Origin of the sequence: Halomonas sp. Cn5-12 (genome assembly GCF_021532545.1) — a bacterium.
Taxonomy (GTDB): domain Bacteria; phylum Pseudomonadota; class Gammaproteobacteria; order Pseudomonadales; family Halomonadaceae; genus Vreelandella; species Vreelandella aquamarina.
Map to the genome: position 1 here is coordinate 18,921 of NZ_JAKGAY010000026.1, position 20,494 is coordinate 39,414.

The following is a 20,494-nucleotide window of genomic DNA, read 5'->3' on the forward strand; positions in this document are numbered from 1 at the left end:
AGGTTATCAAAAAGGTACCTTTAATCGCTGTAGGTCGCTTTTAAAGCGAACCCACAGTGGTGCTATGAAAGGTAGGACGATAGCAAAGATTGATAGGGCTAAGAGACTCATTGCTATTGGGCTATTCAGGAACAGATCCCAGGAGCCACGCCCAAGAATAAGACTGCGCCGCAGATTCTCTTCTAGGAGTGGCCCCAGAATGAGGCCGAATGCCAGCGGTGCGCTCGGCAGTGATAGAAGATGCAGCAGATACCCCAGTGCCCCGAAAAATAGCATGATATACACATCAGCCATGCTGTTACGGATGGCATAGGCGCCGACAACACAGAGCAGAGCAATGCCGATCAGTAACACATGGGAAGGAGTGCGTAGAATCACGGGAAGCCAGCGCATCAGTAAAAGACCAATGATGAGTGTCAGAAGAAGCGCAATAAGAAAGCCTGCATAAATGCTGGAAACCATTTGCGGGTTTTCGGCAAATAGCATTGGCCCTGGACGTAAACCATGAATCAATAGCGACCCCATCAGTACCGCTGTGATGGCATCTCCTGGTACACCCAGTGTCATCATGGGAATCATGGTGCCGCCTATGCTCGAACTGTTGGCAGCCTCTGGAGCAACTACCCCCTCAATTGCACCCTGACCAAATTGCTCAGGGTGTTTGGAAAAACGCATTTCCTGGGCGTAGGCAATCGCAACCGCGATGGCCGACCCCGCGGCAGGAATAGCGCCAACAAAGGCACCAATCAGCGAACCCCGTAGCATGGATTTCCAGCGTTTCAGTAGTGACCTTACTTTCATCTGGGTACGCTGAGTTGCTTTTATGTTAACCGTAGGTGCAGCCTGATGAGAGGCATGAAGGTGTTTCAGTACTTCGGCCAAGCCAAATAATCCTACACAAAGCGGTACCAATTCGACTCCCCCTTGCAAGATGCGAGTGTCAAACGTGAAGCGGGGAACATCGGTTAACGTATCGAAGCCTACCATGCCGCATATTAGGCCAATGGCACCTACCAGTAAGCCACGAACGGTGGTGCCAGGAGATGCATACGCTAAGAGAACCAGGCCGAAGATGGCGACAGCAGCGAATTCAGAGCTGAGAAAGCTCATGGCAACAGAGGCAAGCAGGGGGGCAATAATGACCAGCAAGCCCAGCCCAAATGCGCCACCTATCGTTGAAGCAACCAGCGCATAAACAAGCGCTTCTCTAGCTCTGCCTGCCTTGGCCATCGGATGACCATCCAGTTGAGTCACAATGGCGCCCGGTGTGCCTGGAATATTGATCAGAATGGCTGATATCGAACCTCCGTAAACACTGGCGACAAAGACGCAGAGCAAGAACAGAATCGCCAGATGGGCCTCCATGCTGAAACTTAACGGTAGCAATATGGCCAGTGCCATCGTAGAGCTAACACCCGGTAGTGCACCCAGAACGATGCCTAATAGTGCGCCCAGGGCGGCAAGCGATAAGCCCCAGGGCGAAAGAAGCGTACTTATCAGGGCAGTAATAAAACTTTCAACCAGCATGATCGGCTCCTGAGTTGGGCATCACAATGGGACGTCGAGCAGTGTGATAAAAATCACATAGAGACTGGCACATAGCAGGCTAGATATTAGGCAGCCCAGCAGCGCAGCTTGGACGACCCGTCGGGTGCGCCGGTATCCCAGCCAGAACAACCAGGGTGTTGTTATGGCAAGGGCTGCAGGTAAGAAGCTAAGCCATTGAACAATGCTTGGCAGGAGAGCCAGGGTTCCCAGAAGTGCCGCCGCATGAAGGTGCTGACTTATGGGCGGAAGGGGGTGTTCAGCTACTTCCGGCAGAGGGCTGTCTAGGGTTTGGCCGCGGTTTTTGGTGTGTTTCACCCATCACCAAATGCCCTTCATCAGAATCAGAGTGCCGCCGGTTAATAGCAGGCCCAGTGTGACCAGGGGGAGCAAGGCGGGGCCTGGGTCTAGCCCTCGGCCCAGGCTATTCATGAGGGCCGGACTGTTGACGACGCTAATCAGTCCTACCAGGGCGAACCCACAGAAAAAAGTACCGCAGGCCATATCGCGCCAAGCGGCGACTGATCGAAAAGCTGAAGTAGTCATCGGCTGTACTCCGCTCAAGGCTAGCGTGTCAGTGAGTCATCCACTAGGTTGGACTCGGTAAGAATCGCGTAAACCTCATCGGCACGTTGCTGCAGGTAGTCCTCCGTCTCAGCTTGTGATTTGGGTTGAATCACCAAACCAATGTCATGTGCGGCGTCTTGAAACGAGGTGTCCTGAAGTAGCTCATAGAACATTCCAGCCAGTTTGTTCCTGCGTGCTTCGGTCACTTCACCGGGAAGGTAGAGCATGAAGAAATCCTCCGCGATGAAGTCATATCCCTGCTCCTTGAAAGTGGGGACTTCGGGCGCGAAAGGATGGCGTTGTTCCGCCGCAACACCCAATAAGTTGAGCTGCCCTGCATCATGCTGATCAGCCAATAGTGGGATAGGCAGTAGCGCAGACATTACTTCGCCTGAAAGCAGTGCGGAAACAGTAGGAGCGTAACCTTGGTAGGGAATCTTGGTCAGTTCAACATCGAACTGGTTTTCAAGCATGGCAGCGGCAATGTAGGAGAAGCCACCGGGAGAGTCGTTGCCGTTTATGATGCTGCCTGGCGCCTCCTTCAGCGTATTGAGGTAAGCTGATATATCTGCAATATCCGTGTCATCAGTGACCGCTAGAGCGGCAGGTTCGGGGCCAATAAATACTAAGGGTGTGAGGTCATTCAACGCAGTGGCGTTGGGATTCATAAAGCTCTGGGCGATAGCATGGGTACCCATAACGCCAACGGTATAGCCATCGGCAGTGGCATCTGCCACATGCCTTACTCCTGTGGAGCCTGCCGCACCGGTGACGTTCTGGACGACTAACGGTACCGAAAAAGTTTGGCTAGCATGCTCAGCCATCAGCCTTGCGGCCAGGTCGTAAGCACCGCCCGCTGGCCAGGGAACCACAATGTTGATGGGTTTCTCAGGAAAATCATCAGCCAGCACAGGTGCTGCCCACTGCAGGCTTAGCAGCAGGACGGATGACATGATTAGATCTCGTGTTTTCATGATAGTTACCTATTCAATTTTTCAGGGGTCAACGCGGTGAATCTTATGGTTATGTTTGCTGGCGTGCGTTGATACCGTTTTTTCTCCTCTTCTATGCAGCAGCAGGGGGCTAGGGTCGCGTGGCTTTGCTGCAGCAATGGGCTATGTGTTGCTCGGGTTGGTCAATAGATGGTTTATAGCCAACTGGCTATCGATGACATCCCCATATTTGCTATCGATATCAAACAGGTTAGCTTCATGGGGCGCGGGGTGGCGGTCGCCTACGCAATCACGTACCACCATCACCCGAAAGCCGTGCTGTACGCCGTCAACGGCGGTGGCGCGAATGCAGCCGCTGGTGGAGCAGCCGGTGATGATCAGCGTATCGATACCCATGGCGACCAGCGTGGAGGCGAGCGAGGTGCCAAAGAAGGCGCTGGCATACTGCTTGGTCATTACCAGCTCATCTTCACGGGGTGCCACCTCGGGGCAGAACTCGGCGTAAGGATTACCCGCCACCATCGCCCGCATGACCGGCGCCTTCTTGACCCAAATGCCGCCATCGATTTGATCCGGGGCGTGATACAGGATGTTGGTGTGGATAACAGGCGTGCCAGTGCGCCGTGCAGTATTGAGTAGCGGCGGCATATTGGCCACCGCATCCACCACGCCCTGGGCAAATAGCGGCGAACCTGGTGTGGTGTAGCCTTGCATAAAATCAACCACCAGCAGCGCGGACGTTTTGCCAAAACCGATGCGTCCATCCCACACGCCCTTGTAGTTGTTATCTAAGCTGTCATCTAAAGAGCGGTCACTAGCTTCGCTGCCGTTGGTTGCTTGGCTGGGGTTCGTCATGGCGCTATCTCCTAGTAAGCCCCTGATAAAAGCGCGCCTGCGCCCGGTACGATGGGCTCCAGGTCGAGTGCCTTGAGCATGGCGTAGGTGGTCGCGATAGCTGCGGTAACCACCGGCTTACCGGTCAGGGCTTCGACCTTGGCGACGGCCGGCAGCGATGGCATTTGTACACAAGCTGACAAGACGATAGCGTCCACGTTACTTAAATCGAGACTGGCGACGATTTCGGGGAGATTGGCGGGATCGTGGCGAGCGACATCCAGGTTATTGGGGATCTCAAGCGCTCGGTAGTCGAGCACGTCAATGCCTTCCTGACGGATGTAGTCCACCACCATTTCGGTCAACGGCTTCATGTAGGGAGCCACTACCACCACGCGCTTGGCCTTCATCACACCCAGGGCATCCACCAGAGCACCTGCACTGGTCACCACGGGCGTATCGCAGCCGTTTTCTGCGGTTCGGCTGCGCAGGCGCTTTTGCGACGCTCGGTGGTAGCCAGGCCCCATCGCCATAATGGCGACTAAACAGGCATACCCCATCACATCCACTGCCGCGTCAGAGAGCTCTAGGGCGCAGCGGTCAGACTCTGCATCCATGGCCGCCAACTCATCCTTGCTGACGGTCTTCATGCGCATACGGCTGGAGTGGAAGGTAAAACGTTCTGGGCGAATTAACTGCCGCGCCGCCAGCATCGCGGGGATCTCAGTCTCCATAGTGATATTGGAGCTGGGAACGATCTGGCCGATACGGTATGTCTTGGTCATGGCATTTCGGGTGATAGCACTGTGGGTCATGATTATTGGCCTTTGTTAGAGTTGTGTGCCCAGAAAGTCTTCAAAGGCGGCAAAAAAGCCATCGAAGTCATCCCAGGGAATCATATGGCCCGCTTGTTCCGCGGTGGAAATGCGAATCGTCGGCAGCAGGGTGCGTATTTCGGCGCGATCTTCATCTTGGATAACACCGCCCTTGCCTGCACACATCAGCAGTGTAGGCACTTTGATACCGGGAAAATCCTGGTGGATATCGACGCTGTGGAACTCTTCAAACGCCTGAACGATGGCGGGCTCAAAGCAGGTGTGTAGCCACTCGGCGCGTAACCGCAGCTGCTCGTCGCTCCAGGTGGGGCAGTAGTGGCGCATGGTCTCGATATCGGCACCCCGCGTGCAGTCGCGAATCGAATCCACGTACCAGGGCAGTTTGCTGGGGTACTCACGGCGTCCTGGCCCTGAAACCGGTGGGTCGATAAGTACCAGTTTGTCGATTCCCTTGGCGCCGCGACTCATGGCGCGTAGCGCAAAGCGCGCACCCATGGAGTGGCCCGCCAGGATGACATTGCTTAGACCTAGCGCATCGATAAAGGCGATCACATCGTCGGCGCAGGTGTCGGTGTCATAATCGAGCTCGGGCCCGGTAGACGACAAACCGCGCCCACGGACATCCAACACATAAGTGTCGAAGTGCTGACCGAGTCGCTCGGCCACAAAACGCCAGGTGATGGCCGGGCTGGTAATGCCCGGTATCAGTACCAGCGGCTGGCGCGAGGTCTCGGCGCTGCCACCAAAACGCAGGTAGTGCTGACGAATACCATTGGCGTGCACGTTGGCGCCATAGAGATAGGTGCTGCTCATGCTGGGCTCCCTTGGCTGGTGGGTTGCTTCAGCGTTACTTCAAAGGGGTCATAGGCGAATACCCAGGCCGGGTCTTCGTCTTCCCGTAACCAGGTATTGTCATGGGAAACCTGCTGAACCCGCGAGGCGCGTTCAAAACGGTTGGTGCGGTAAAGTTCGAATGCCTGTTGGTAGTGCTCGGCGCCCACTTCCTCCAGGCAGCGCACTAGCATGGCGGCATCCTCGATGGCCATAGCGGCGCCCTGGGCCATATGTGGCTTCATCGGGTGGCAGGCATCGCCCAGCAACACTAGCCGATTTTCATGCCACAGGGGTAGCGGGTTGCGCTCCAATAGGGGCCACTTGGTAACGCTTTCAGTACAGTCGATTAGCGCTTGTACGGTGGGGTGGTACCCCTCGAATGCTTTGCGCATCTCTTCCCGTGAGCTGTCGACGAAGGAAGTGCCGTGGCTCCAATCGGGTTCAGGCACGCCGGTCACGTAGTAGTACTCCTTCTCGTCGCCGGTCACGAAGTACACCATCATGTGCCGGTCTTCCGACCACCACTTCACGCAGGCTTCGAAATCCAGGTCGTATGCTTTGAGTTTTTCCGCCGAGATAATCGCCCGGTGAGCGACCCAACCACTGTAAATAGGCGCTTCAGGGCCAAGCAGCTTCTCGCGTAGCCGCGAGTTAACGCCATCAGCGCCGATCACCAAATCTGCCTCTTCGGTTGAGCCATCGGCAAAGGTCATGACCACCTTGTCGCCGCTGTCATCCACATCGACCAGGCGCTTATCGAAATAGAGGTTGTCCTGGTCGAGCGTGCTGACCATCAATTCGTGCAGATCACCACGGTGTACGGTGATGTAGGCCGCCCCATAGTTTTCGCGAGCAAACTCGCCTAGCGGGATGCGAGACTGATACTCGCCGGTCATACCGTTGCGGCTAAACCAGTAATCGGGGTGTGAGCCCATGGCATTGAGCTTCTCCTCAATGCCGATCCGGCGCATCACTTTCATCACGTTGGGGCCAAGGTGAATGCCCGCCCCAAGGCGCGCAAACGCTGGTGCCTGTTCGTACACCTTGGTGGGGTAACCCGCTTGCTGCAGCAGCGCGCCTGCAGCGGCGCCGCCAAGGCCCGCGCCAATAACGGCGATGGTGGGTTTGTTGTTCATATACTGGTTTCCTCGCTGTTTTATTCGCCTATCACTCGTTTCTGAATGCGTTCGTGAATCTCTATAAAATAACGTATACACCATTTATTTTTTGGTCAAGAATTAGTTTCGAAATTATTTTTTAACGTGAATAAAGCTGTATTTTTTAATAAATATATGAATTTAATGGGTTTGTGGTTGTTTTTTGGGTTTTATGCAAAAACTTGAAAAACGCATCCATTGAGTGCTATACGTTTATTAGGCTTATTTTTATAGTGTACGCACCTTTAATGCTCGATGGGTATTAGCTCTGCACTTAGCTGGTGCAAGTGAATTGGCCGTATGTGAAAGGTAGATGAAAATAGGCGGGTTTAAGGTGCTACGAAGCGTGTTTGGCAGGCAGTGTTTATTAGTAATATCTAAGTCATATCCAAGCCCTATTCAGAGCAAAAGGGCGGGCGTAACAATAACGATGATGATCCCCTATGACGCTAAAGCTAACTATCAATGGGCAAGAACGCGAGCTGGCCGTGCCGCCGCAGACACCACTGCTCAATGTGTTGCGTAATGACCTGGCGCTCAATGGGCCCAAGTATGGGTGTGGTTTGGGCGAGTGTGGGGCATGCAGCGTATTGATCGATGGCATGGCCGCACGCACCTGCGTGCTGCCTGTGTCCGCTGCCGTTGGCCATGAGGTAACCACCCTTGATGGTCTTTCCCAGGGCGGTGAGCTTGACCCTGTACAGCAAGCCTTTATCGATGCTCAGGCAGCCCAGTGTGGCTACTGTTTGAACGGCATGATCATTACTGTTCGTGCGCTGCTAAACCATAATACCCAACCCTCTGCACAGCAGATTCGCACCGCTTTAGAGCATAACCTCTGTCGATGTGGCACCCATGTTGAAATTCTCCAGGCAGCGGAGCGTGCCGTGGTCATTAACGCGGCCGCGTTGCAGGAGGCTTCTCATGAGTGAAGGGTCGATGCGCCATGGCCAGCAAAAACAGGCCGGCATCCCCGCGCTGCTAGCGAAGGCACGTTTTGGTGTCGTCGTGCGTCCTCCTTACTACCGGTGGAATGGCGAGCACTTTGATAGTGATCGCTTAGTGGGCGTCGATAGCAGCAGTATTGCCTCACTATCCGGATCTATTGAAGTAGTGGTGGAAGGGAGCTTTGTGGGGGTGGTGGCCGATAGTTTGGCCTTGGCGACCGATGCCGCTAAACAGCTGCAGGTTGAGTGGCAGGCCGTTCACCAGGCGCCCGAAAAAGCGCCTGATAGCGATCAAGCGCCCTGTGAATCGCCTCTTGTTAAGCCTAGCCCGTCATACACGCATTCGAACCATGCGTATGGCTGGCCGAGTCGCATGCGCTGGGGCCATCACCCCAGCTGGGTAATCGCCGATTGCCGCGATCAACAATTGAGTGTGTGGGGGCAAACCGTTACCCCAACGGCGCTTAAACAGGATCTAAGCCGTTTAACCGCGCTGGATATTAGCCAGATTGAGCTTTATAGCTCCGATGGTGAACACACATCACATCAGGCCTCAGGGCTGGGTCGCCATTGCGGTGACGATGCCGCCGTGGATGCAGCGTTGATGTCGCGAGCTGTGGGCGGCCCAGTCGCCGTCTGGCTGGATGCCCGCTACGCCAAGGATGTTCAGGCATTGGGCCAAGCGCAGCGAATTACCCTAAACGCGGATATTGCCAGTAGTGGTGAGATAGCCCGTTATCACTATCAGCAGGCCAATCTTACTGGTGAGGTGGCTGCCGTTGGGTTGTTGTTAAGTGGCCGGGCCACGATAGCAACGTCTAGTGCTGAGGCCACCGTCGGCGAGCAAGACACAGCGCCGTTCTCGCCCTATGTATTTCGCGATCAATACCTTGCCGCACGCTCCCAGCCAGCTTCGCTCTCCTCCAACTCCACCTTAATGGGGATACAGCAGACGTTTGCGCGGGAATCCTTTTTAGATGAGGTGGCCCGTGAGAGTGATCAAGACCCTGTCGCGCTGCGACTTCGCCATCTTGACGATGCGCGTGGTATTGAGCTGATTGAGTCCGTTGCTAAACGGGCCGAGTGGCAAAGGGCGTTCAATCCATCAGCGGACTCTTTACCCCAGGATCTATTGCGCGGGCGGGGTTTTGCCTACTCCCAACTACCTGACCGCGAACAACGCGTGGAATCGGGCGTGCGCTCTGCCTGGATTGCCGATGTGGAGGTTAATCGTGTTACCGGCGATGTTCAGCTTACCCGTTTGGTCGTTGGTCAAGACGTCGGCGCTGATGTGGATACTGATCGCCTTCAGCAAACGCTACAGGCCCGGGTCTTGGGGGAAGCGCGCCCCCTTTTGGGGCAGGCGCCCAGTTTCGACGAGTGGGGTGACGGCAGTCGTGCGCTGACTGAACGTGAAGATTCCGCAGGATTACCAACCACCGCATCTTCGTCAAGCCCTGTTGAGGAAGGTGCTAATCAAACCGTCGGTGAAGACGTATTGACCGGGGCGGAGCTATCGCCGGGTGTTGCGGTAATAGCCAATGCGATTTTTGATGCCACTGGCCTGCGTTTTCGCCAACCACCGTTTACCGCCAAGCGCGTGCGCCAGGCACTCGAAGCTTCGTCCACCGAGGAGGCAGGGCGCCCATCTAAATTGAAACCGCCGCGGTCAACGAAACGGCGCTGGTTAGCCGCAGCAGCGTTCACCACCATTGCGGGCACTGCGGCCATGGCATGGCCGTGGAAAGGGGCCATTGCGCCTGTCTCTCGGCCAGCCGCCAATCTCTATTCTGCCGAGACCATTGAGCGCGGGCGACTCGTTGCGGCTGCAGGTGACTGCGCGGCGTGCCATACCACCGAAGGTGGCGTGACCAATGCCGGTGGGCGTGGGTTTGAGACACCTTTCGGGACGCTCTACAGCACGAACATTACGCCGGATGAGGCGACGGGGATTGGTCAGTGGTCTTACGCAGCCTTTGAGCGCGCCATGCGACACGGCATTAGCCGTGATGGCAGCCACCTTTATCCCGCGTTCCCCTATACGGCATTTGCCAAGACCAGTGATGCCGATTTACAGGCGCTTTACGCCTACTTAATGGCTCAGCCCCCCGTGTCGACTGAAAAAAAAGCCAATGCGCTCACTTTCCCCTTCAGTGTGCGTAGCTTAATGGCAGGCTGGAATACGCTTTATCACGACGCAACTCCTTTTCAGCCTGACCCCATGCAAAGCGAGCTGTATAACCGGGGAGCCTACCTTGCCGAAGGATTAGGCCACTGCAGCGCCTGCCATAGCCCTCGCAATGCCATGGGGGCTGAGAAAAGCGGCGAGGCATATTTTGCCGGTGCCTTTGTAGATGGTTGGGAAGCGCCACCGCTTAATACGCTGTCGCGTGCGCCCATCCCGTGGAGTGAAACATCGCTTTACGACTATCTGCGCCACGGTGAATCTGAGCTGCACGGTGTTGCCTCTGGCCCTATGGCGCCGGTGGTAGCGGGGCTGGCTGAGCTACCTGAATACGATGTGCGGGCTATTGCCCACTATGTGGCTGCCCAGATGCAGGCGCCCACAGCTAATAGCGATACGGCCGTGGCGGACGCTACGCAGCGCGTGACCAGTGCCGCCGTTAGCTCAACAGAAATGGAGGCAGGGGAGCGGCTCTTCGAGGGCGCCTGTGCGGCGTGTCATGCTGATTCTGGTGTGCCTACCTTTTCGAGGGCAAGCACTAATCTGGCGCTGAATACCAATTTGCACAGCGATCATCCCGATAACGTTATTCAGTCAATTTTGGGCGGTGTTCACGCCGAACACGTTCCCGGTATTGGTAGCATGCCAGGCTTTGCCGACAGCTTTAGTAATACCCAGGTCGCTGATTTGACGACCTATCTCCGAGCGCGTTTTGCCCCAGACAAAGCGCCTTGGCAACAAGTAAAACAACGTAGCGCAGATTTACGCCAGCCTCACCACAACAACTCACACTCTTCTCCCTGACGGAATAAAACGAGGTGGACTATGAAACGCAGTAAATGGATATGGCTAGTATGGGCAGTCGTCTTGCTGAGCTATTTAGTGCCTTACACCCTATTAAGCGGGGTGACACTTTGGTATGGCAGCTTCCTGTTTTGGGCAGTTGCCGGACTAGTCGTCATTGCGCTGAACGTGTTTATCACTAAAGATTTTGAGGAGCACAGCAATGACTGAGTCACTCATCTGGTGGTCGATTGCCATCTACTTATTAATCGCGATTGGTATTGCGATTATGTCCCGCCAAGGCCCTTCAGAAAGCATGTCCGGCTACTTTTTGGGCAACCGACAAATGAACGGCTTTGTCTCGGCGCTGAGTTACAGTGCCACTACCTACAGCGCTTTTATGATGGTGGGCCTGGCAGGCCTTACCTATGCCGGCGGCGTTGGCGCCCTAGGCTTTGAAATTATCTACTTCGCCGGTGTTTCCCTGGTGGCTATTTTCGGGCCCAAATTCTGGGCGGTGGGCAAGAAGTTTGGCTTTGTAACCCCTAGCGAGATGCTCGGCCACCGCTACAACAGCAAGCATGTGGCCATGGCCGTTTCCATTGCCAGCTGTATCTTCCTGATTCCTTATTCAGCTGTTCAGCTCGCCGGCGTTGGTTACCTGCTGCAAGGAATTACCGATGGGGCGATAACCTTTACCACCGGTGTGGTGCTGGCAACCGTGATTGCTATCTTCTTCTCCTATATTGCCGGTATTCGTTCGGTAATGTGGACCGACTCCCTTCAGGCGATCATGATGATTGTCGCCTCAACGCTGGTGGCTTTCCTGGTAATTCAGGGGCTGGGTGGCTTTGGTGCGCTATTCGATACGCTGGCGACGGAGCACCCGCAGTCACTGACGGTACCTGGCCCTGGCCTGTTCAGCTTTGTCACTTTCCTAGGGCTTACGATTCCCTGGTTCTTCTTTAGCCTCTCTAATCCGCAAGTGAGCCAGCGTCTGTTTATGCCCTCTTCGTTGCGCTCCATGCGCCATATGCTGATTGGCTTTCTGGTGTTTGGCTTTATTTACACCATGGTCTCTGTGCTGTGGGGCTTCTCGGCCTTGGCCGCTTTCCCGAGTCTGGAGCGTGCAGATTTAGCCACGCCCACCCTATTGGCTTCGGAGTTTGTGCCACCGGTACTCGGGGTGATTGTGATGATCGGCATTATGGCCGCGGCCGTTTCCACCATCGATTCGATCATGCTGACTCTGGCCTCCATGGTTTCCCGGGATGTCTATGCCAACGTTAAACCGAACGTCAGTGAAAAGCGCCAACTGCTGGTGGGTAAGTTCGTGGTGCCGGTGATTGCGCTAATGGCGCTGGCCTTTGCCGAGCTGCAGCTTGACCTTATTGCGGTGCTGTCGGTGGCTGCCTCTTCGGGGCTGGTTGCCATGGTGCCTGCGCTTATCGGTGCCTTTTATTGGAAGCGCGGTACTGGCGTCGGTGCACTGGTCAGCGTGGTGGGCACCAGCGCCTTTGTACTGTTGATGTATGCCACCGGGAACTCGCTGTTGGGCCTGCCAGCAGGCGTATGGGGCATTGTGGTCGCTAGTGTGCTGTTTGTTGGCGTTAGCCTTATGACCAAACCTCATCAAGCCTCTTCGGATGCCTTCTTTACCGCCATCGCTGAAGAGCTGGGTAAAAAGCGCCGTACTACCACCGATCAAGCGACGAAAGAGGCGGCTGCCTAATTGACGTTCAGCTTTGACCGATAACACCATAGAGCGCTTGGTGTGCCTACAGGCGAGCACGAGCGCTCTCAGTTAACACTTCCCAGTACGCTATAGCTGTGCTTTCGCCTGGGGAGTTAGGAGACTTTATGGATCACGCAAGCTTTGCCGAAATTTGCCTCCATCAGCTAAAAATGTCCGGCGTACATGAAGGCGAAAAACTCGTCGTGCTGACCCAGGGCAGCGAACGCCTCGATTATGCGGATGCCTTTATGGCGGCGGGGCAGCGTTTAGGCGCCAATATGTACCATATGCGGTTACCCGCGCCGCTACCCACCGGTGGCTGGGCCGTGGGAGCAACGGGGCTTGCCAGCATGCCCGATGCGGTGGAAGCGCTTAAAAACTGCGACATGTTGATCGATTGTATTTTCCTGCTGTTCTCTCCCGAACAAATGGCGATCCAAGCCGCGGGTACGCGTATACTGACGGCGGTTGAGCCCCCGGAACTGCTGGCCAGAATGCTGCCCACCAAGGAGCTGAGAGAAAAGGTCGAACTGGCCGCCGCGCTGCTCGAAAAAGCCAAGGTCATGCGCATCACCTCGCCCCACGGCACTGATGTCACCTACCAACTGAATACGTATGAGACGGTTGCTGAATATGCCTGTACTGACGAACCGGGGCGTTGGGATCACTGGCCCTCTGGCTTTGTATTTACCGGCGGCGATGACGATGGCGTCGATGGCACCATTGTGGTAGCGCCGGGCGATATTCTGCTCCCCCAGAACATGTATGTCAGAGAGCCCATTACCTACACCATTGAGAAGGGCTGGATTACCGATATACGCGGCGGGCTCGATGCGGAGCTGGTGAAGTCCTATATGGATAGCTTTAATGACCCGCGCGGCATGGGCATGAGCCATGTGGGCTGGGGCATGAATCCCAATGCCAAGTGGCACCGCATGGTGCCAGGCGAGTTCCCAGGTGGCATGGGGATGGAGCCGCGCAGCTTCTATGGCAACGTGATGTTCTCAACCGGCCCGAACAGCGAGCTGGGCGGCTCCAACGATACTGCCTGCCATCTAGATATACCGATGCGCAACTGCTCGCTCTTTCTAGATGACGAGCCCATCGTCATCGATGGCGATATCGTCGTGAAAGAGCTGCAGATGCAAAGACGTTAAGCCGCAGATAGTAATATTGTCGATATAAGCCCCTGTCTACAGGGGCTTTTCAGCCTACTTCCACCGCAACAGCTGCTTGCGATACGCTGCCTGCGCCTGCGTCGCACTGATCGGCTGCAAACGCACCTTGGTGCCCGGCAAGCACTGGGCGAGGCGGGCGCAGGCCATGGGCGTCAAAGCACCCAGGCGCGGGTAGCCGCCAATGGTTTGGCGGTCGTTCATCAGGATGATCGGTTGGCCATCGGGAGGAATCTGCACGGCCCCTAACGGGATGCCCTCGGAGACGATACCGCCAAGGCGGCTGTTCAGCGCTTTGCCGGTCAGTCGAATGCCCATGCGGTCGGCGCGTTGGTCCACGGTCCAGGGCTGGTTGAATGCATCGAACAGGCTGCGCCCGGCAAAGTGCGCGGCCTGGGAGCCCAGCACCATGTCCAGCACGGTTTCTTCTGAGTCGGGCAGGGGAAGTTGGGTGCCTTGAGGCAACTGTCGCGGCGTGGCGCTGCTGCCTTTCCAGGTGAGCTGATCGCCAGTTTTAAGCGGTTTGCCATCTTCGTGCAGGCCACCGATTTGCTCTCTTGCCGTGCAGGCTTGGCTGCCTAGCACCTCGGGCGCATCAAGCCCGCCAGGAAAGGCGAGGTACGCGCGCAGGCCCTTTTTCGGCTGGCGAAAGACCAGCGTTTGGCCCGCTTGCATCATAAAGCTGTCGTTGGGCGTCAGCGGCTGGCCATCCAGCGTGGCGGCAAGGTCGGCTCCGGTGAGGGCAAGGCGCACGTCGCTATTGGCCACCAGCGTTAGGTTGCCGCCCATGACGATTTCCAGCGCAGCGCTCTCCAGCGGGTTGCCCAGTAGCCAGTTGGCCCAGCGGAAGGCGATCCAGTCGGCGGCACCGCCCTGAGTCACGCCTAAGTGGCCGACGCCGAAGCGGCCCGCATCTTGAATCAGCGCCAGCGGTCCGGCTTGCTTGACGGTCAACATGGGTTGGCTCATGACCGCTCCTCCAGCGGGGTGGTATCGCCCCCAGCCGCTTCAAATTCTGATTGGGATATCGCCTTAAAGCGCACTTTATCGCCCGGGCGCAGCAGCGGCTCGCCACGTTTGGCGTGCTCGAAAAGCGGCACGGCCGTTCTGCCAAGAATGTTCCAGCCGCCCGGCGAAAGCAGGGGGTAAATGGCGGTTTGCCGGTCGGCAATGCCCACGCTTCCGGCCGCCACGCGGCGGCGGGGCGTTTTTAAACGCGGCGTGGCAATGGCCTCATCTACCAGGCCCATAAAGCCGTAGCCAGGGGCAAAGCCCAGTGCAAACACGCAATAGTCGTGGCTGCAGTGGCGCTCAATCAGCGCCTCGACGCTGAGCCCAGCGCGCTTGGCAACGGTGGGCAGCTCCGGTCCAACGCTCTCGTCGTACCATACGGGGATTTCGTGGAGCTGGCCCTTTTGGGCATCGGCGGGCGTGAGATTGCGCAGTGCGCTACGCACCAGCGTCGTGGCCTGGGCAAAAGTGAGCTTCTGGCAGTCGTAATGCACCAGCAGGGTGGTGTATGACGGGATGAGATCAATCAGCGCGTGATCAAAGGCGCGCCGCAGCGCCTCGTCAGCGGCCATGATCCACGCCATATTGCTTTCATCAATGGCATCGAACAGGCGCACCGTCAGGGCGTCCATCGCCGCCGTTTCTAAGCGCAGTTTCACGCGGACTCCAGCGCCGTAAAGGCCTCACGAATGGCGCGCACGGCGGCCACGGATTCGGGGTTATCGCCATGCACGCAGAGCGTGTCGCAGGGGAGCTGTAAGGCGCTGCCATCCCGGGCGGTCAGCGCTTTGCCTTTGGCCAGGGCAACGGCTTGGGCGACGATAGTGGCTTGGTCGTGATGCACAGCCTCCGGCAGGCGGCGAGACGCGAGATGCCCAGTGGCCTCATAAGCGCGGTCAGCGAAGCTTTCAAACCACAGCGTCACGCCCATTTTTTCCGCTAATTGACGATGCGGCTCTGGGTTGGCCGTGGCCATCACCATGAGCGGCAGGCGGGCATCGAATGCCTTCACGGCCCGCATGGCACCTTCCAGCAATTCCAGATTGGCAGCCATGTCGTTGTACATCGCCCCGTGGGGTTTGACGTAGCTCAGCGCGGTGCCTTCCGCTTGGCAAATGCCTGCCAGCGCGCCGATCTGGTAGAGCATCATGTCTTCCACTTCGGCAGGAGAGCAGGCCATGGAGCGGCGGCCAAAGCCCATCAAGTCGGGATAGCCGGGGTGCGCGCCGATCTTCACGCCGTGCTGGACGGCAAGTGCCACCGTTTTACGCATCACATGGGGGTCTGAGGCGTGGTAGCCGCAGGCAATGTTGGCACAGTCAACGTGGGGCATGACCTCAGCGTCCAAGCCAATCGACCAGTTACCGAAACTTTCGCCCATATCGCAGTTAAGCAGCGGAATCGCCATAACGTCTCCTGCCGGGTTGTGTGTTGTTAGTAATTGATATCGCTATTCATTAGCCAAATGAGACAGTCTATTTGCTCATAGTGATGACGTATTAATGAGCCTATTTATGGTGTTGTTAGCGCAAAAATAATATATGGAGCCTGCGTCACAAGTGCCAATCGTTTTTAGCGATATTAAGTATCGGTGCTTCCTATCATGCTGTTATTTAGTGGAAAAATAGTTGACGCTAGGGCGCTATACGATTATCAACTAAATAAAGCGACTCAAAAAAGATTACAAAAGAGATGCCCTTATCCGCCTGATGTAGCGCCGTTGCGCCACCAATAAAAATGGCAATGAAAGGGTGATTTCGAGGAGTACCACATGCGGTTGCCAGCCCCGCGACAGCATGTCCGTGCCCAACACGACATGTTTCACTTACATTTGCATATCAATGCCTCACGATGGGAGACCATGGTGTGTGGCGTGGTGGAGGCGCTTGACGCTGTGCTTCCCGTGAATGCTTCATTACAGGCTGGTTAAGCACGATGCTGGATTTTAAGGAACTCGACGCCTTTGTTTGGGCGGTGAAACTTGGCTCTTTTCGTAAAGCGGCGGTGCGTTTACACATTACGCAACCGTCGATATCTGAGCGTATCTCGCGTTTAGAGAGCACGGTGGGCGAGCTACTGCTTGAGCGCTCGGCGCGGCCTATTCAGCCTACTATGCGTGGTAGGGAGTTCTTCCTGCATGCCGAACGTATGCTGGCCCAGCGCGATGAAGCCCTTAAACTTTTCGATAGTGAAGAAGACTTTTCCGCCCCGCTGCGCCTGGGCACGATTGAAACCATTGCTCACAGTTGGTTCCCCACGTTTATGCAGCGGCTCACCGAGCGCTACCCGCGGTTGATTATTGAGCTCACCGTGGATTACTCCCCGGCGCTGAACGAGCGGCTGAACAGCAATGAGCTGGATATTCTGCTAGCCATGAACGGCTACCTGCCTTCAGAGCAAATTGACCATGAGACGCTCAGCCCCTATGAAATGGGGATGTTTGTTTCACCTCGACACGCCCAGATGTTAAGCAAACGCCCCGATGCTTGGCATTCAACGCTGCCGTTTATCTCCTTTGGCAAGCTAGCGCGTCCGTATGAAGAGTTAGTGCGTTATTTAGCCGACCAAGGTGTTCAACAGCCGCGTATTCATAGTGTGAGCACGCTGATGACGATTGTGCGTTTAACCACGGAAGGGCTGGGTATCGGCGCGCTACCAGTAGCCACCGTGCTGGATGAGTGGCGGCGGGGCGAGCTGTTCCGTTTGGCGCTTCCTACGCCACTACCAGCCATGCACTATGATGTTATTTGGCGCAGCGCAAATCATCCTCGTTTCTGCCGTGGCGTTGGCCGCTTGGCGCAGGAGTGCGCGCTAGAGTATGCCGCTGAAAAGCATAACGAGATTACTAACACGTGTTTTACCGGGCGTTGGGTGACCCCTAACGCCGCCTCCTCCACCCCTGTACAGCACCTCCATCCCTATGAATAAGAGGACTTTACTTATGCGTACTCGCATTGCGACCCCCCTGCTTCTTGCCACGGCGTGCAGCCTTGCCGCCGCCGCCACGGCTCAGGCCGCCGAGTGGACCATGGCCACGCCCTATGGGGATGCCAGCTTCCATACCCAAAACACCAAGCAGTTCGCGGAAGATGTGGCAGAAGCCACTGATGGCGAACTCACCATTACTGTCCATAGCGGTGGTTCGCTGGTGTCTCACGGCGAAATCAAACCCTCTGTGCGTCGTGGCACGATTGATGCCGGTGAAGTGTTCCTCTCGATTCTCTCTAACGACGACCCGATTTTTGAAGTCGATACGCTGCCCGGTGTCGCCGGTAGCTACGATGATGCCTATGCGCTGTGGGAAGCCACTAAGCCGATGATTACCGAGCTGTTCGCCTATGAAGGGCTGATTCCGCTGTATGCCGTTGCCTGGCCTGCACAGGGCATCTACACGGCGGAACCGCTGACGGATCCGGCACAGTTCGAGGGGCTGCGCGTGCGTGCGCCGAACATCAACACCCAGCGCTTCGTCGATAACCTAGGCGGTAGCCCCACCGAAACCGAAGAGTCTGATATCCCCACGGCCTTTAGCACCGGCCGCGTGGACGCGATGATTACGTCGAGCTCTACCGGCAACTCCATGGCCGCTTGGGACTACGTCACCGACTACACCGATGCCAACCTGTGGCTGCCGAAGAACATCGTTTTCATCAGCCAGCGCAGCTTCGATCGTCTTGACGAAGCGACGCAAGAAGCGCTGATGGAAGCGGCGGCCCGTGCCGAAGAGCGCGGCTGGCAGATGAGCCGTGAGAACAATGACGAGAGCCTCGCGGCGCTGCAAGAGAACGGCATCAGCGTGTCCGAACCCAACGCTGAGGTAGCTGCTGCGCTGCAAGCGGCGGGTGACGAGCTGTTCACCGATTGGCAGTCCCGCGCCGATGACGAAGCCAAAGCGGCACTGGAAGCCTACCGCGCCCAGCGTGGCAACTAACCCTTCGTTGCTACGGTAACGCCTGGGGCAGCCCGAGGGCTGCCCCTTTCCCTACGCGCTCTGTGAGACTGCGAACATGACGTTTAAATTCGACAAACTCTACCGCCTAGGTGCCTGGGGCGCAGCAGCATGCATGGTGGCGATTTGTGCGCTGATCGCGCTTCAGGTCACTTTCCGTTTAGTAGATGCGCTATTGGTTTTGGTCGGCCAGGAGCGGCTCGGTGTCAGCATTACCGGCGTCTCGGAAATGGCCTCCTATTTATTGGTAGGTGCCACCTTTCTTGGGTTGGCCTACACCTTTGTTCACCACGCCCATATCCGCGTGACCTTACTGATTTCACGCCTGCCTTCTGCGGTGCGCGTGTGGTTTGAGGTGTTTGGGCTGATTATTGCGCTGGTTATCAGCGTACTACTGGCCTACGGCCTGATTGGTTTGGCGAGGGAAAGCCTAGAGTACAACGATGTGTCGTCGGGCTTTTTGTCGATTCCCCTGTGGATCCCCCAGGTGGTGCTGGCCGTTGGGGTAGGGCTGCTGGCCCTGGCGCTGTTAGAAGCGCTGTGGATGGCCGGGCGCATTGCCATACGCGACCCGTCAAGCTTCCGCGAAGCCACTTCCATCGACGATAACGAAGCGCATTAAGCGGCTACTCGGGAGATACCCTCGTGCTACTACTAAGTTTAGCGACTATTTTTACCCTGGTGCTGCTGCTGGGCAGCGGGGTGTGGATTGCCTTTGCCTTGATAGGCACAGCGTGGATTGCGCTGCAATTTTTCAGCCCTTTTGACCCTGGCCCGATTCTGGCCTCCGATTTTTGGGGCGCAAGCTACGGCTGGGATTTAACCGCGCTGCCGATGTTTATCTGGATGGGCGAGATTCTGTTTCGCTCGGGGCTGGCGGACAATATGTTCCGTGGACTTTCACCCTGGTTGAACCGTCTGCCGGGCCGCTTGCTGCATACCAATATCATTGGCAGTGGCATGTTTGCGGCGGTGTGCGGTTCGTCGGCGGCTACCTGTGCCACGGTGGGCAAAATGACCCTGCCGGAACTGGAGCGCCGGGGCTACGACAGCAATATGGCTATCGGGACGCTGGCCAGTGCCTCTACCCTGGGCCTGCTGATTCCACCCTCGATCGTGCTGATCGTCTACGGGGTGGTTACTGAGCAATCCATCTCGCGGCTGTTTATGGCGGGCATTGGCCCAGGCTTGATGATCTTGGCGCTGTTCATGGCCTATTTGGTGCTCTGGGCGCTACTGAAAGGCAACCGTGACGGCCTGACCGGCGCTGATGAATCCGATATGAGCTTTGCTGAAAAGCTGCGCAATACCTGGGCGTTAGTGCCTATTTTGCTGCTGATCGGTGGGATTATCGTGTCGATTTACGGCGGGCTGGCATCGCCGACGGAAGCGGCAGCGGTTGGCGTGGTGCTGTCGATGATCATTGCTCGGTTCAACGGCCACTTTAATCGGGCGATTTTTACCGATTCGCTGTTTGCTGCGGTACGCACGGCCTGCATGATCGCCTTTATTATTGCCGGGGCGTCGTTTTTAACCTCAGCCATGGGCTTTACCCAGGTACCCATGAAGCTGGCTCAGGCCATTGGTGAAATGGGGCTGTCGCCCACCATGCTGCTGATTGCGCTCACGTTGCTGCTACTCATCATGGGCTGCTTTCTGGATGGTATTTCGCTCATCCTACTGGTGACGGCGATTATCATGCCGGTGGTCAGCGCGGCAGGCTTTGACCTGATTTGGTTCGGTATCTACTTGGTGATTGTGGTGGAGATGTCGCAAATCACACCGCCGGTTGGATTTAACCTGTTTGTGATTCAGGGGTTAACCGGCAAAGATATTCTGACCATTACCAAGGCCACGCTGCCCTTCTTCCTGCTGATGATGCTGGCTATTGCGCTTATGCATATCTTCCCCAGCATTGCGCTCTATCTTCCCTACGCAATGACGAGCTAAACCTTTACTCCACCGCCCCGCCGACAAGCGGCG

The 20,494-nt window shown here is 56.5% G+C and carries 19 protein-coding genes; 9 read left to right on the plus strand and 10 right to left on the minus strand.

Annotated elements, in window-relative coordinates; genetic code table 11:
* Window positions 1-6: 6 nt before the first annotated feature.
* From L1249_RS13235 to L1249_RS13265, 7 genes are all read right to left on the minus strand, one after another.
* The gene (locus L1249_RS13235; protein WP_228168964.1) at window positions 7-1,527 is read right to left on the minus strand and encodes a tripartite tricarboxylate transporter permease; all 1,521 of its coding nucleotides are present in this window, start codon (window positions 1,525-1,527) and stop codon (window positions 7-9) included.
* A 339-nt stretch (window positions 1,528-1,866) separates the two neighbouring features.
* Entirely contained in the window at window positions 1,867-2,091 is a 225-nt protein-coding gene (locus tag L1249_RS13240) for a hypothetical protein (protein ID WP_213262406.1), read from the minus strand.
* Window positions 2,092-2,111: 20 nt separating this feature from the next.
* Window positions 2,112-3,065 carry a Bug family tripartite tricarboxylate transporter substrate binding protein gene (locus L1249_RS13245; protein WP_235253630.1) on the minus strand — a complete coding sequence of 318 codons (954 nt, stop codon included), beginning with the start codon at window positions 3,063-3,065 and terminating at the stop codon, window positions 2,112-2,114.
* A 162-nt stretch (window positions 3,066-3,227) separates the two neighbouring features.
* Complete coding sequence (locus L1249_RS13250) at window positions 3,228-3,920, minus strand: N-carbamoylsarcosine amidohydrolase (RefSeq protein WP_213262408.1); 693 nt, start codon at window positions 3,918-3,920, stop codon at window positions 3,228-3,230.
* Between the two features lie 11 nt (window positions 3,921-3,931).
* The gene (locus tag L1249_RS13255) at window positions 3,932-4,714 is read right to left on the minus strand and encodes a maleate cis-trans isomerase family protein (RefSeq protein ID WP_319001043.1); all 783 of its coding nucleotides are present in this window, start codon (window positions 4,712-4,714) and stop codon (window positions 3,932-3,934) included.
* Between the two features lie 15 nt (window positions 4,715-4,729).
* Window positions 4,730-5,548: an alpha/beta fold hydrolase gene (locus L1249_RS13260; protein ID WP_213262409.1), complete on the minus strand. Its 819-nt coding sequence runs from the start codon at window positions 5,546-5,548 to the stop codon at window positions 4,730-4,732.
* Complete coding sequence (locus L1249_RS13265; protein ID WP_213262410.1) at window positions 5,545-6,705, minus strand: FAD-dependent monooxygenase; 1,161 nt, start codon at window positions 6,703-6,705, stop codon at window positions 5,545-5,547. Before L1249_RS13265 ends, L1249_RS13260 begins: the two co-directional genes overlap by 4 nt.
* Window positions 6,706-7,169: 464 nt before the next feature.
* Between L1249_RS13265 and L1249_RS13270 the strand changes: the two genes are divergently transcribed.
* From L1249_RS13270 to L1249_RS13290, 5 genes are all read left to right on the plus strand, one after another.
* On the plus strand, window positions 7,170-7,658 hold the full coding sequence (locus tag L1249_RS13270; protein ID WP_213262411.1) for a (2Fe-2S)-binding protein: 489 nt from the start codon (window positions 7,170-7,172) through the stop codon (window positions 7,656-7,658).
* Window positions 7,651-10,662, plus strand: a complete 3,012-nt coding sequence (locus L1249_RS13275; protein ID WP_228168963.1) for a c-type cytochrome — start codon at window positions 7,651-7,653, stop codon at window positions 10,660-10,662. The genes L1249_RS13270 and L1249_RS13275 overlap by 8 nt, the downstream gene beginning before the upstream one ends.
* Before the next feature lie 21 nt (window positions 10,663-10,683).
* Complete coding sequence (locus tag L1249_RS13280; RefSeq protein WP_088699225.1) at window positions 10,684-10,872, plus strand: hypothetical protein; 189 nt, start codon at window positions 10,684-10,686, stop codon at window positions 10,870-10,872.
* Window positions 10,865-12,373 (plus strand): sodium:solute symporter family protein, encoded by a 1,509-nt coding sequence (locus L1249_RS13285; RefSeq protein ID WP_088699226.1) that lies wholly within the window; start codon window positions 10,865-10,867, stop codon window positions 12,371-12,373. Before L1249_RS13280 ends, L1249_RS13285 begins: the two co-directional genes overlap by 8 nt.
* A gap of 128 nt (window positions 12,374-12,501) precedes the next feature.
* Entirely contained in the window at window positions 12,502-13,533 is a 1,032-nt protein-coding gene (locus tag L1249_RS13290) for a leucyl aminopeptidase (RefSeq protein ID WP_228168962.1), read from the plus strand.
* A 54-nt stretch (window positions 13,534-13,587) separates the two neighbouring features.
* Here L1249_RS13290 and L1249_RS13295 read toward each other — a convergent pair whose 3' ends face one another.
* The 3 genes from L1249_RS13295 to L1249_RS13305 are packed head-to-tail and all read right to left on the minus strand — an operon-like array spanning window position 13,588 to window position 15,970.
* Window positions 13,588-14,520, minus strand: coding sequence for a biotin-dependent carboxyltransferase family protein (locus L1249_RS13295; protein ID WP_228168961.1), 933 nt, complete (start codon window positions 14,518-14,520; stop codon window positions 13,588-13,590).
* Complete coding sequence (gene pxpB, locus L1249_RS13300; RefSeq protein WP_062374188.1) at window positions 14,517-15,221, minus strand: 5-oxoprolinase subunit PxpB; 705 nt, start codon at window positions 15,219-15,221, stop codon at window positions 14,517-14,519. The genes L1249_RS13295 and pxpB overlap by 4 nt, the downstream gene beginning before the upstream one ends.
* Window positions 15,218-15,970 (minus strand): 5-oxoprolinase subunit PxpA, encoded by a 753-nt coding sequence (locus tag L1249_RS13305; protein WP_228168960.1) that lies wholly within the window; start codon window positions 15,968-15,970, stop codon window positions 15,218-15,220. The genes pxpB and L1249_RS13305 overlap by 4 nt, the downstream gene beginning before the upstream one ends.
* A gap of 527 nt (window positions 15,971-16,497) precedes the next feature.
* Between L1249_RS13305 and L1249_RS13310 the strand changes: the two genes are divergently transcribed.
* The 4 genes from L1249_RS13310 (at window position 16,498) to L1249_RS13325 (ending at window position 20,461) form a co-directional block, all read left to right on the plus strand.
* Complete coding sequence (locus tag L1249_RS13310) at window positions 16,498-17,490, plus strand: LysR family transcriptional regulator (RefSeq protein ID WP_228168959.1); 993 nt, start codon at window positions 16,498-16,500, stop codon at window positions 17,488-17,490.
* Window positions 17,491-17,503: 13 nt separating this feature from the next.
* A complete protein-coding gene (locus tag L1249_RS13315; protein WP_044629685.1) occupies window positions 17,504-18,493 on the plus strand; it encodes a TRAP transporter substrate-binding protein in 990 nt (329 codons plus the stop codon).
* A 76-nt stretch (window positions 18,494-18,569) separates the two neighbouring features.
* A complete protein-coding gene (locus L1249_RS13320; protein ID WP_044629684.1) occupies window positions 18,570-19,133 on the plus strand; it encodes a TRAP transporter small permease in 564 nt (187 codons plus the stop codon).
* Between the two features lie 23 nt (window positions 19,134-19,156).
* Window positions 19,157-20,461: a TRAP transporter large permease gene (locus tag L1249_RS13325; protein WP_054645047.1), complete on the plus strand. Its 1,305-nt coding sequence runs from the start codon at window positions 19,157-19,159 to the stop codon at window positions 20,459-20,461.
* Window positions 20,462-20,494 lie beyond the last annotated feature (33 nt).

Bases quoted from the DNA above. Each gene is read 5' to 3' on its own strand.
- L1249_RS13235 (WP_228168964.1), bottom strand. From the start codon at position 1,527: ATGCTGGTTGAAAGTTTTATTACTGCCCTGATAAGTACGCTTCTTTCG.
- L1249_RS13240 (WP_213262406.1), bottom strand. From the start codon at position 2,091: ATGACTACTTCAGCTTTTCGATCAGTCGCCGCTTGGCGCGATATGGCC.
- L1249_RS13245 (WP_235253630.1), bottom strand. From the start codon at position 3,065: ATGTCATCCGTCCTGCTGCTAAGCCTGCAGTGGGCAGCACCTGTGCTG.
- L1249_RS13250 (WP_213262408.1), bottom strand. From the start codon at position 3,920: ATGACGAACCCCAGCCAAGCAACCAACGGCAGCGAAGCTAGTGACCGC.
- L1249_RS13255 (WP_319001043.1), bottom strand. From the start codon at position 4,714: ATGACCCACAGTGCTATCACCCGAAATGCCATGACCAAGACATACCGT.
- L1249_RS13260 (WP_213262409.1), bottom strand. From the start codon at position 5,548: ATGAGCAGCACCTATCTCTATGGCGCCAACGTGCACGCCAATGGTATT.
- L1249_RS13265 (WP_213262410.1), bottom strand. From the start codon at position 6,705: ATGAACAACAAACCCACCATCGCCGTTATTGGCGCGGGCCTTGGCGGC.
- L1249_RS13270 (WP_213262411.1), top strand. From the start codon at position 7,170: ATGACGCTAAAGCTAACTATCAATGGGCAAGAACGCGAGCTGGCCGTG.
- L1249_RS13275 (WP_228168963.1), top strand. From the start codon at position 7,651: ATGAGTGAAGGGTCGATGCGCCATGGCCAGCAAAAACAGGCCGGCATC.
- L1249_RS13280 (WP_088699225.1), top strand. From the start codon at position 10,684: ATGAAACGCAGTAAATGGATATGGCTAGTATGGGCAGTCGTCTTGCTG.
- L1249_RS13285 (WP_088699226.1), top strand. From the start codon at position 10,865: ATGACTGAGTCACTCATCTGGTGGTCGATTGCCATCTACTTATTAATC.
- L1249_RS13290 (WP_228168962.1), top strand. From the start codon at position 12,502: ATGGATCACGCAAGCTTTGCCGAAATTTGCCTCCATCAGCTAAAAATG.
- L1249_RS13295 (WP_228168961.1), bottom strand. From the start codon at position 14,520: ATGAGCCAACCCATGTTGACCGTCAAGCAAGCCGGACCGCTGGCGCTG.
- L1249_RS13305 (WP_228168960.1), bottom strand. From the start codon at position 15,970: ATGGCGATTCCGCTGCTTAACTGCGATATGGGCGAAAGTTTCGGTAAC.
- L1249_RS13310 (WP_228168959.1), top strand. From the start codon at position 16,498: ATGCTGGATTTTAAGGAACTCGACGCCTTTGTTTGGGCGGTGAAACTT.
- L1249_RS13315 (WP_044629685.1), top strand. From the start codon at position 17,504: ATGCGTACTCGCATTGCGACCCCCCTGCTTCTTGCCACGGCGTGCAGC.
- L1249_RS13320 (WP_044629684.1), top strand. From the start codon at position 18,570: ATGACGTTTAAATTCGACAAACTCTACCGCCTAGGTGCCTGGGGCGCA.